Origin of the sequence: Caldibacillus thermoamylovorans, from assembly GCF_000751775.1 — a bacterium.
Taxonomy (GTDB): domain Bacteria; phylum Bacillota; class Bacilli; order Bacillales; family Caldibacillaceae; genus Caldifermentibacillus; species Caldifermentibacillus hisashii.
In genome coordinates this window covers 1-11617 of record NZ_CCRF01000054.1, presented here as the reverse complement: position 1 = coordinate 11617, position 11617 = coordinate 1, and the positions used below count along the sequence as shown (strand labels likewise).

The window sequence follows — 11617 nt, the reverse complement described above, 5'->3', positions numbered from 1 at the left end:
TAAATTTTAGCTAAAAAAATAACAAAAATAATAGAATGGATAATCAATTGAAATATAATTGTAATATTATAGTAAATAGATTGAAACTAGACTCGTGTAGAATAAAAGACAGAAATCGACTTAATAGTAAAGGTGGTTATAATCTTGAAGAAGCCGCTTACAGCACTGAGTGCAACAATTGTACTTGGAATTGGTGCTTTTTCATCGGTACCAACATATACATATGCAGAAACAGGCAATTCTATTCAAAGCAAAATTATACAAAATCAGACAGAAAAGGCAAAAATAGATGAACAGATTGCCAGATTAGAACAAACGATTGCAGAGAATCAAAAAATAATGGAAGAAACAACAGAGAAAATTGCGGCCACTCAAGCAAAAATAGAACAGCTACAAGCTGAAAAAGCAGCCATTCAGGAACAAATGGCGAAACGGGAAGAACAAATTAAGAATCGGCTTCGTGTTATGCAAGCTGGTGGCGGACCATTAGGATATTTGGAAGTTTTGCTCGGTGCTACTGACTTTGAGGATTTCATCAGTCGTGCAAGTGCTATTTCAACATTAACAAAAGCAGATCAAGATTTAATTACAAAACAAGAAGAAGATAAAAGAGCGATTGAGGAAACTGAAAAAGCTGCACAAGATGAATTAAACAAACTTAATGATATGAAAGAAGAACTGGCAGGCATGCAAAGTCAGATCGCTGAGCAAAAATCCCAAGCGGAATCTATTAAACAACAATTAGCAACAGAGGGAGAACAACTTTTGGCACAGAAACTCGCTGCTGAACAAGCTGCACAACAAGCGGCTCTTCAAGCGGCAGTTACAGCAAGTACCAATAATTCAACAAATAATACAAGTAGTAAAACAGCAGTTGCTAAAGGAAATAAACCATCCAGTTCTTCATTTGTTCCAACGGTAAGCGGCGGAAATGCAATAAATACTGTAATTTCTGCCGGTAAACAATTTCTTGGTAATTCTAGTTATGGATTCGGTAAAGCAGATCCTGTAAATGGCGTTTTTGATTGTTCCGGATTTGTTAATTGGGCCTTTGCTCAAGCCGGTATTTCTGTTGGACGTTCAACAGGAGTACTCGTTGGACAAGGTACGAAAGTTGCCCCGAGTGACATGCGTCCGGGAGATCTTGTATTCTTTAATACAGATGGCAGAACCAATGGTCATGTTGGTATTTATTTGGGAAATGGACAATTTATCGGTTCCCAAACCAGTTACGGTGTTAGAATAGAAAATATGACAAGCGGCTACTGGGCTAATGCATTTAATGGAAATGTAAGAAGAATCATCAATTAAAATAGTAAACATTATTAAGGTCGACCGATTGTTTATTGGTCGGCTATTTTTTCTTTTATAATAAAATTTTGGAAATAGTATATAATGATTACATCATATATTACTTTTTTAATAAGGGGGATATGCTAGTGAAGTTTCTTGTCGTTGGAGCAGGTGCTGTTGGCGGCTATTTTGGGGGACGTTTACTGGAAAAAGGGGCAGATGTCACATTTTTAGTAAGAGAAGGAAGAAGGAGAAACTTACAGGAGAAAGGGCTGGTTATTCATAGTGACTATGGGAATGCCACATTATCACCGAAAACAGTTATTACAGGTGAAGAAGTTGAACTTTATGATGTCATCCTTTTATCAACAAAAGCTTATCAACTAGACAATGCAATAGACGACGTTCGTCCATATGTGGGGGAAAACACAATGGTTATTCCGTTACTAAATGGAATGGCTCATTATAACAAACTGGATGAACAATTCGGTAGAGAAAAGGTAATTGGTGGTCTATGTTACATTGAAGCCACACTGGATAGCGAGGGGGCAGTTATTCAGAAAGGCCCGTTACATATGCTTGTATATGGTGAACGATCCGGGCAAGAGTCTGAGAGAATCATAAAATTAGCTGATGCGCTAAAAGGAACAAAGGCGGATTTTCAATTAAGCTCGACCATTATTGAAGATCTTTGGCTTAAATATTTATTTATTGCAACCATGTCGGGAATTACTACTTTAATGAGAGCTCCGATCGGTCCAATTTGTAAACATCCGAGTGGAATGGAGACAATTAAACAATTAACAAAGGAAATAATCAATGTTATGAATGTTGCAGGAGCACCAATATCCAATGAATTAGAGACGATTCAGATGGAAAAGATTGCACACTTAGCGCCTGAAATGAAATCGTCCATGCAACGAGATATGGAAAAAGGGCTCCCTGTAGAAGCGGATCACTTGCACGGCTATCTGTTAGAAATCGCCAAGACAGCCGATCTTCCCGTACCCGTTTTAGAGTCCGTCTATGCGAATCTAAAAATATATGAGCGTTCACGGTAAAACTTCAGCGTAAGTTTTTCTAGAAAAATATAGTTTTAACATACAATTGCAAAAAGCATAAGTAGGGACATATCAGACTGTCCGAGGCCGCTGAAAAAGGGTAAACATGATATTGAAAACACTTTCCGGACAGGATATCCGTTTGGTTTACTGGGTTTACCCCTTGTAAATTGTGCAAGCAAACTTATCGAATAATTTTTCAGTGGCTTCAGACTGTCCTTACTTTCATTTAATAAATAAACGCCATTACATCTTCAATAATTCTCTTACTGCATAGGTAAATCCATTTTCATCATTGGTTTTAGTGATTATATCTGCCTCTTTTTGGACTTCAAGCGGTGCATTGGCCATAGCGATTGCTGTTGTTGCCACTTTAAATTGTTCCACATCATTCCCACCGTCACCAAAGGCATAAATTTCATCAAACGAAATCTTCATATGTTTTTGATATCGTAATAGCGCTGTTCCTTTATTTGCCTCAACCGATGTAAACTCAATATTGTCTGGGTGCGAGGATGCAACAGACAGTGCTAATTTCCCTGCAACAGCTTTTTTTGCAAGGTCGATTGTTTCAATTTGATCAGGTCGAGTAACAGCCATTACTTTATAGATTTTCAAATTGTCTTTTTCAAAAATTTGATCATAATTATAATTTGCGAACATGGACTCGATTTCTTCCCAGCTTTTCCCTTGAATGTCCGGATTACGGAATGGAAAACCGCCTTGATTCGTATATACCATAATACCGAGACCGAGCTCGCTTAAAAGCGAAAATAATTTTTTATACGTTGAAATTGGTATCGAGGCTTCAAATAGAATATCACGATTTTCAGAATAGATAACCGTTCCATTAATACTGATGATAGGAAGATTAAGCTTTCGAATCTCCTCAAATTTAAGAACATCCTCAATTGCCCGGCCTGAGTTAATAATTACATAATGTCCTTGCTCATGCAGATATTTTAAAGTTGCAAAATTTTCCTCTGATATTTCACGGGTTGAATTTAATAGAGTACCATCCAAATCAATTGAAAAACATTTCATCGTCACAAATCCTTTCTTTTTTGGCCATTTTCAAAATATAGTGCATTTTGAATAAAATCTGAAGTAATTAAAAAATCATAACTTCATATTTGTCACACAGGTTTGATCATCTTCAAATGTGGAAATTTCTGATTGGGCACTTTTCTCATCTTTCGTAATGGTTATTGTAAATGTTTCATTTCGGGGCAGCCAAAGATCGATAAATCCGTTAGCATATGTTTTCATTTTTTTATCGACAATAACGTTGCCCTCTGTATTCTCAATAAAAACATGAAATTCTTCGTTAGCCAGTTCACCGCGGCAGCCTGTCAAACTATGGATTTCACACGGATGGGTTTGGTGGATGTACGGCGCAATGGAAACAAAAAATTCATCTTTGGGAAGATCGTATGTCACTTGATTGGAATTTTTATCTGTCACAATTAGTTGCTGTGAGGTTATCGATGCTGAACCGTTTTTCAAATTACCGACACTGTAATCATGGACTAATTGTTTAATATCCCCGCTCTGATTTTTTATCGTTGTATTTTTTTCATTATTTATGTTTTTATCCAAATTAATAGAAACGAAAAATGATATTAATACTATTCCGAGGATACCGGAAAGCCATATGATTTTATTCTTCATGGTGCCTCACCCTTCTATAGAATCTTGATAATTTAAATGTAAAACAAGTTAATCAATAATGCAATGAGTAAAACATTACCTGATTCATAAAGATGGGAATGCTAATTTCCTTAAATTGACAAATCATAAACCTCCCGACTTTATGGGATATTACAATTACAAGGATGTTTGAAAAAAAGTGCATAAGTGGCCGGTAGCATATTGGAGTCTTTATTTTTACTTGATCAAAAATATGAGTAAAGGAATAGAGAAATTTGGAGAGAAAGATGGAAGCTTTATTATGGAGTATTGCTTTACCCGGATTTAGTCAATTATTACACGGAAAGTACATAAAGGGGATTATTTTTATTTTGCTGGAGTTTATTATTAATATCCAGTCCAATTTTAACGAAATTATCCTATTGAGTTTTAACGGTAATATTAATCAAGCAATTGAAACGGCGAACTATCAATGGTTGATGTTTTATCCTTGCTTATATTTTTTTGGCATGTGGGATGCCTTTAAAGATGCCGGAGGAGGAAAGAATAGATTTTCTTTTCTACCTTTTGTGTTTGCAGCATATTTTGTTACTTTAGGGTGTATATACTCTCCAAAATTTAAGCCTTTTGGCATACTGCTAGGTCCGGTTTGGTTACCGATGTTAAGTGCCATCCCGGGTTTTATTGCCGGAATTATTTTTAGAAAATTATTATTATTCTTCGTTAGAAAAACAGATTGAAAAAGATTTTAAAAGATATATTAAAATAATTTTGGGTGAAAGGCATTTAATTTTAAGGACTGCTTACAATTGTTGTGGATGGGAACACATCAGATTTTCCTAATTTGATTTAAGGTAGGAATCGTCATTTTTTAGCGATTCATCATTGACAAACTACCATAATTTGTTATAATAAAAAACAAAATGTTTATAATATTGATACGTTTAAAAAAGACGGGGAATGATCATGGAACAGTTATTGCAGGCAGGAAGAATTGGCAAATTTTATAGCTTTTTTGGCTTCTTCTGGGGCTTTTATTTTAGCGCCGGCTTTTTGTCTTGCAACAAATGAATAGCTTCCACTGATGAGTTCTTCGTATAAGAAATAGAGTAAACATACGTAATAAAAAATGGAACTCAGCTTAGAGGGTTCTATTTTTTTATTTCAACTAACGAAAAGAAGGTGCTTTTCATGAAAAAATTATTCGTTCATTTGGGGGATAGGAGTTATCCAATTCTTATTGAAAAAGGACTCCTTGAACAAGTTGGTGAAGAAATTAAAAAAGTTTATGCAGGACGGAAAATTTTTGTTGTAACAGATGTTCATGTCAATCAACACTATGGCAGAAACGTCTTAACTAGTCTTGAACATGCCGGATTTCAAGTAGATCTATTAGCTTTGCCGGCCGGAGAAGAGACAAAATCCTTCCATATTCTTCCAAAAATTTATAATCAATTTTTAGATTTTAAATTGTCAAGAAGCGATTTAATTATCGCTCTTGGCGGGGGCGTGATTGGTGATATTGTCGGCTTTGCGGCATCGACTTATTTAAGGGGCGTTCCATATGTGCAAATTCCAACTTCACTTCTCGCCCAAGTTGACAGCAGTGTCGGAGGGAAAGTTGCAGTCGATTTGGACAGAGGGAAAAATCTAGTAGGAAGCTTTTATCATCCAAAATTAGTACTGATTGATCCGAATGTCCTTCATACTTTAGAGGAGCGGTTCTTTTGGGATGGGATGGCGGAAGTAATCAAATACGGCTGTATTAAAGATGTGAATTTGTTTAATGAATTGAAAAATTACCAAAGTATGGAAATGGTTATGGAACATATTGAAAACATCATTTACCGTTGTTGTGAGATAAAAAAGGAAGTTGTTGAAGAGGATGAAAAGGATACCGGAAACCGAATGCTTCTCAACTTTGGCCATACGCTCGGTCATGCAATAGAAACATTTTACCAATATAAAAAATATACGCATGGAGAAGCAGTGGCAATCGGTATGTACGAAATTTCAAAACGAGCGGAAGAAAAAGGATTAACGGAAAAAGGTGTTGCCGAACAAATTATGCAAATCGTTCAGCAATATCATCTCCCATATCAATTGGAAATCCCAAGTCTTACACCCATTTTGGAAACAATTCAATTAGACAAGAAAAATATAAACGATGTCCTTCATGTTATTTTATTAAAACGGATTGGTGAATCATATATCAAAGAGACGACAATTGATTTCTTTAAATAATTTAGAATTTAGGGGGGGAATAAAATGGACTGCTTAATTGATCCAAAGAAATTAAACGGTGAAGTGAAAGTACCACCATCAAAAAGTATTGCTCATCGGGCAGTTATTTGTGCCGCACTCAGTGATGGAATAAGCCGGATTTCAAACATTGATTATTCTGATGATATTCTTGCAACAATGGAGGCAATGAAATCATTCGGAGCAAAAATGACAAAAAATGAAGACGTTTTGGAAGTTGTTGGCATCTATGCAACCGGGCAACTAGACCGAAAAAGGAATATTGATGAAGTCCTTATTGACTGTAATGAATCCGGTTCTACATTACGATTTGTCGTTCCAATCTCCACTTTATTTCCGGGGGAGCATCGCTTTATCGGCAGAGGAAAATTGGGACAAAGACCGCTTCATACATATTATAATATTTTTGATGAGCAAGGGATTCAATACAGTTACAAAGAAGGTGAACTGGACCTACGGGTTGAGGGCAAGTTAAAAAGCGGTCTTTATGAAGTTCCGGGGAATGTTAGTTCGCAATTTATCTCAGGATTATTATTTACGTTACCGCTCCTTGACGGTGATTCAAAAATTGTCATTACGACAGAAATGGAATCAAAAGGGTATATTGATCTTACGTTGAGTGCTTTAAAAGATTTTGGTATTCATATTATTAACCATAATTATCAAGAATTTTTTATCAAGGGAAACCAAAAATATAAAGCCCGTGATTATCGGGTTGAGGCTGATTTTTCCCAAGCAGCATTTTTCTTGGTAGCAAATGCATTAAATAATGAGGTTGTTTTGCATGATTTGAATTTAGACTCGTTACAAGGGGATAAAGAGGTCATTCATATACTGGAACGAATGGGGATGAAATTTTATCAAGAAAACGGAGGTTTAACCGGTAAACCGGAAAAAGAGTTAACGGCAACGGTTATTGATGGTTCTCAATGTCCAGATATTATCCCGGTACTTTCGTTGGCAGCAGCATTAAGTAAAGGAACAACCAAGGTGATAAACGCAGGAAGACTCCGGATCAAAGAATCGGATCGCCTCCATGCAATCGCGACTGAATTGAATAAAATTGGTGCAAAAATTATTGAAAAAGAGGATGGATTAATTATCGAAGGAGTGCCAAGTTTATATGGCGGTAGCGCAGTATGGAGTCATAATGACCACCGTATCGCCATGACCCTTGCCATCGCTTCGACGGTCTGTAAAACGTCTATTCTAATAGAAGACCATGAATGTGTTTCGAAATCATACCCAAACTTTTGGCGAGACTTTAAAGTACTAGGAGGTCGTTTCTTTGAGCGGGATAATGGGAAATAAGTTAAAATTATCTATTTTTGGTGAATCACATGGCCCAGCCATCGGAATTACAATTGATGGTTTACCGCCGGGTGTTGCAATTGACATGGATAAAGTACTAGCGGAAATGGATCGTAGAAAACCGGGAAAAAGTTTATTGTCGACTACACGGAAGGAGAGCGATACACCGGAAATAATCAGCGGATTTTTTAACGGATATACAACCGGTGCACCGTTGACAGCGATTATCAGAAATAGTGATCAACGTTCAAAAGTATATGAGGATATAAAAAATTTAATGCGACCGGGTCATGCGGATTATCCGGCATTTGTCAAATACGGCGGGTTCCATGATTATCGCGGCGGTGGTCATTTCTCCGGCAGAATTACGGCACCGCTTGTATTTGCCGGGGCGATTGCTAAGCAAATTTTGGCCGAAAAAAAAATCTTTGTTGGTGCCCATGTAAAAAGTATTAGTCATATTGATGACAAAAGTTTTCAGGATGTGGAAGTAAACCAAGCTCTTTTTGATGAGTTAAAGAAGCAAGAATTACCGCTTATTGACGGAGAAAAACGGACAGAAATTGAAGAGGTCATTTTACAAGCACGAAAAGATATGGATTCGGTCGGGGGAACCATTGAATGTACCGTCGTTGGCATCCCGGCCGGAATTGGGGATCCTTTTTTCAATTCCGTTGAATCCGTCCTTGCTCACTTAATATTTTCAGTGCCGGCAGTTAAAGGAATTGAATTTGGCAAAGGGTTTGAGATGACGAAACTTCGGGGTTCAGAGACGAATGATGCTTACTACTACGAAAGAGACGAAGTTAAAACGCACACGAATAATAACGGCGGCATTACGGGCGGGATTACTAATGGCATGCCGATTCTATTCACAGTAGCGATTAAGCCAACTTCTTCCATTGCAAAAAAACAGCAAACCATCAATGTTGCCGAACATAAAAATACTGAACTAGTTGTGAAAGGCAGGCATGATCCTTGTATTGTACCACGGGCAATACCAGTTATTGAAGCAGTGACTGCCCTCGGAATTTTAGACTTAATGCTCATTTCCTAAAGAGGGATTACCTCCAAGGGATACTAATTTTTTATAGCTTCACGGAGTTTTAATTTCATAAAGAGAGGTAAAAATATGTCAGAGATAGATGATTATCGTAAAAAAATTGATCAGATTGATAAACTTTTAACGGAACTTTTTGAAGAACGGATGAACACCGTTTTAAAGGTGAGTAATTATAAAAAGAAGAATGACCTACCTGTTTTAAATCGGGATCGGGAAACGGAGATAATTGTGAAAAATATAAAAAATTTAAAAGACCCAAATTATCAATGGGCATTGAAAAAATTTTACACAAACCTGATTAATTTAGGTAAGGAACTTGAATACAAAATGATCCGGGATGGTGTTTTTCCCGGAGAACAAATGAATCATTTTTTAAAAGTCGGCTGTTACGGAGTGCAAGGTTCATTTTCTGAAGAAGCGATGTTCAAATTCTTTGGTAAGAATGTGGAGTCAAGCAATTATGAAGAGTTTGAGGATGTTTTTTTAGCCGTGAAAAATGATGAAATTGATTTTGGCGTGGTGCCGATTGAAAACTCTTCAACGGGTGCAATTTCCCAAGTTTACGATTTATTGACTAAATATGAGTTTTATATTGTTGGTGAACAATATATTAAAGTGAATCAACATTTAATTGGTCTAAAAGGAACAGACTTGTCAAAAGTTCAGGAAGTATATTCTCACCCACAAGGATTTGAACAAACGAGCAAGTTTTTAAAAAATTATAAGCATTGGCGCTTGATTCCGTTTTTAAGTACTGCTGACAGTGTGCGCCATATTCGTGAATTGAATGATCAAACAAAAGTGGCGATTGCCGGAAAACGAGCTGCGGAGATTTATAATTTGGAAATTCTTAAAGAAAATATTAACAATAAAGTTGGTAATTCGACTCGATTTATTATTATTTCTAAACAGTTACAAGTTGCCGCCAAAAGTAATAAAACGAGTGTTGTCTTCTCGTTGGAACATAAAGTTGGGACGCTTTACCAGCTGTTGAGCCATTTTGCTGAAAATGATATTAACATGATGAAAATTGAATCTAGGCCTACCGAAGAAGGAAATTGGAAATATGTGTTGTATGTGGATTTTGAAGGGAATATCCGGAGTGAAAAAGTGAAAAAAGCCTTAAGTTTAATTGAAGAAGGTTGTGAGTATTTCCGCTTGCTTGGCTGTTATCAACAAGATTCAGTAAGGTGATTAGTGAAAGTTAATAGCGAAATCGAATAACAAACGTGCAAAATCCATCGAGTTTAACGGAAAGGATTGGCAGTTTCCATGGAATTTTACGGACTTTTAGGTGAAAAATTAGACCATAGTATCTCGCCGGAAATTCATGAAAAGATTTTTTCTCTTTTAAAAATCCGGGCGGCTTATAAAAAATTTGAAGTAAAAAAAGAAGACTTACAAAAATTTGTCGATGGATTGAAGGTATTGGGGATTAAAGGGACGAATGTAACGATTCCTTATAAACAAACGATTATTCCATACTTAGATGGTCTATCAGAAGAGGCAAAAAAAATAAATGCGATTAACACGATATTGCTAAAAGACGGAAAATTATACGGATATAATACTGATTATTTTGGCTTTGGTACGATTCTTCAGTGCAACCATGTTGAGGTTGAAAATAAAGTGTGTATGGTACTGGGCTACGGGGGTGCAGCGAAAGCCGTCGTTCAATACTTACTCGATCATGGGGTAAAAAAATTATATATTGTTTCGCGACGAACATTTAAAGATGTATATAATGATTTGCGCGTTCAATTTATGACATATGATGAGATTGCTACCGTTAAAGGGGATGTACTGATCAATACAACTTCAGTCGGCATGTACCCGAATGTGGACGCAAGCCCGGTTGCGGAAGAGATCATTATAAATTTTGCTACATTAATTGATATTATTTATAACCCGCGGATTACTAAATTTTTGGAAATTGGTCGGCAATTAGATAAAAAGATATGTGGTGGACTGGAAATGTTGGTCGGTCAAGCCATAAAAGCGGAAGAAATTTGGCAAGAAAGAGAAATCAGTTATGAAATTTTGACAAAAGTAATGGATGATTTCGATAAAAAATTTTAGTAAAAATGAGTGATTGAATGAAAAATAAATTAGTCATTATCGGTATGCCGGGGAGTGGAAAAACGACCATCGGCAAACTGGTAGCAGAGAAAACCGGAAAGTCTTTTATCGACTTGGATGAATTTATTGTGGAGTGGACAAAAAAGACAATCCCTCAGTTATTTGAAAAGGGAGAAGACCATTTTCGTGAAATTGAAACAAGGGCTTGCATGGAAATTGCTAAGCGAAAGGATTTAATTGTCTCAACCGGCGGCGGTGTCATCAAAAAACCAATCAATATAGAATTGTTGGGTGACAATGGGGTTATCGTCTTTTTAGATCGGCCGGTAGATTTAATCATGGCGGACATCATCGTCCAATCCAGACCATTGTTAAAAGAAGGCAAGGAAAAACTGCTCGCCCTTTATGAAGAGCGGTACGAGTTATATAAAAAATATGCAGATGAGATTATTGCTAACGACCGCATTATTGAAGAAGTTTGTACTGACATTATAGGGATTATGAACAAATATGAAATGATATAAAAGGGCTGCATAATTTGCAGTCCTTTTTTTGGCCAGGAAAGTATAAATTTTTCAATTTCTACTTTCATCTCAAGTTCAACCTAAATAAGATAAATTTACCGTAAAACCTTGATATATCAACATTCTCTACTAAACTAGTAGTATAGACTATTTTTTTGTAGGTGCAAAAAAGGGTTGATTTTACAATTTATATTATGTATAATAGTAGTCAAGACTAATGGTTTGGGGAGATTATGATGTTCGTGAAAATTACCCCTCGAAAAAAGGGGGATAAAACTTATTATTATGCTGAATTAGTGGAGTCTTATCGGGAAAATGGGAAAACAAAACACAAGCGTCTCTTATACTTCGGTAGTGTAGATAAACAAACAGCG

General features: G+C 36.3%; 11 protein-coding genes. 9 read left to right on the top strand and 2 right to left on the bottom strand.

Annotation, left to right across the window (positions count from 1 at the left end; translation table 11 throughout):
• Window positions 1–144: 144 nt before the first annotated feature.
• Together BT1A1_RS09085 and BT1A1_RS09080 are read left to right on the top strand one after the other, a co-directional pair.
• On the top strand, window positions 145–1311 hold the full coding sequence (locus tag BT1A1_RS09085) for a C40 family peptidase (RefSeq protein WP_034770351.1): 1167 nt from the start codon (window positions 145–147) through the stop codon (window positions 1309–1311).
• 128 nt (window positions 1312–1439) lie between these two features.
• Window positions 1440–2354, top strand: a complete 915-nt coding sequence (locus BT1A1_RS09080; protein WP_034770349.1) for a ketopantoate reductase family protein — start codon at window positions 1440–1442, stop codon at window positions 2352–2354.
• Between the two features lie 246 nt (window positions 2355–2600).
• Here the strand turns inward: BT1A1_RS09080 and BT1A1_RS09075 are convergent, their stop codons facing one another.
• Window positions 2601–3398 (bottom strand): HAD family hydrolase, encoded by a 798-nt coding sequence (locus BT1A1_RS09075; protein WP_034770347.1) that lies wholly within the window; start codon window positions 3396–3398, stop codon window positions 2601–2603.
• A 75-nt stretch (window positions 3399–3473) separates the two neighbouring features.
• Window positions 3474–4025, bottom strand: a complete 552-nt coding sequence (locus BT1A1_RS09070) for a CueP family metal-binding protein (protein WP_034770345.1) — start codon at window positions 4023–4025, stop codon at window positions 3474–3476.
• 266 nt (window positions 4026–4291) lie between these two features.
• On the opposite strand from BT1A1_RS09070, the gene BT1A1_RS09065 reads away from it, so the two are divergent.
• The 7 genes from BT1A1_RS09065 (at window position 4292) to BT1A1_RS09035 (ending at window position 11243) form a co-directional block, all read left to right on the top strand.
• Window positions 4292–4744: a hypothetical protein gene (locus tag BT1A1_RS09065; RefSeq protein ID WP_034770343.1), complete on the top strand. Its 453-nt coding sequence runs from the start codon at window positions 4292–4294 to the stop codon at window positions 4742–4744.
• 451 nt (window positions 4745–5195) lie between these two features.
• On the top strand, window positions 5196–6248 hold the full coding sequence (aroB, locus tag BT1A1_RS09060) for a 3-dehydroquinate synthase (protein ID WP_034770341.1): 1053 nt from the start codon (window positions 5196–5198) through the stop codon (window positions 6246–6248).
• A gap of 24 nt (window positions 6249–6272) precedes the next feature.
• Window positions 6273–7577, top strand: a complete 1305-nt coding sequence (gene aroA / locus BT1A1_RS09055; protein ID WP_034770339.1) for a 3-phosphoshikimate 1-carboxyvinyltransferase — start codon at window positions 6273–6275, stop codon at window positions 7575–7577.
• Window positions 7555–8634: a chorismate synthase gene (aroC, locus tag BT1A1_RS09050; RefSeq protein WP_034770336.1), complete on the top strand. Its 1080-nt coding sequence runs from the start codon at window positions 7555–7557 to the stop codon at window positions 8632–8634. The genes aroA and aroC overlap by 23 nt, the downstream gene beginning before the upstream one ends.
• Window positions 8635–8709: 75 nt before the next feature.
• Entirely contained in the window at window positions 8710–9834 is a 1125-nt protein-coding gene (pheA, locus tag BT1A1_RS09045; protein ID WP_034770334.1) for a prephenate dehydratase, read from the top strand.
• Between the two features lie 78 nt (window positions 9835–9912).
• Complete coding sequence (gene aroE, locus BT1A1_RS09040) at window positions 9913–10719, top strand: shikimate dehydrogenase (RefSeq protein ID WP_034770331.1); 807 nt, start codon at window positions 9913–9915, stop codon at window positions 10717–10719.
• Between the two features lie 17 nt (window positions 10720–10736).
• Entirely contained in the window at window positions 10737–11243 is a 507-nt protein-coding gene (locus BT1A1_RS09035) for a shikimate kinase (RefSeq protein ID WP_034770326.1), read from the top strand.
• The last annotated feature ends 374 nt before the right edge of the window (window positions 11244–11617 follow it).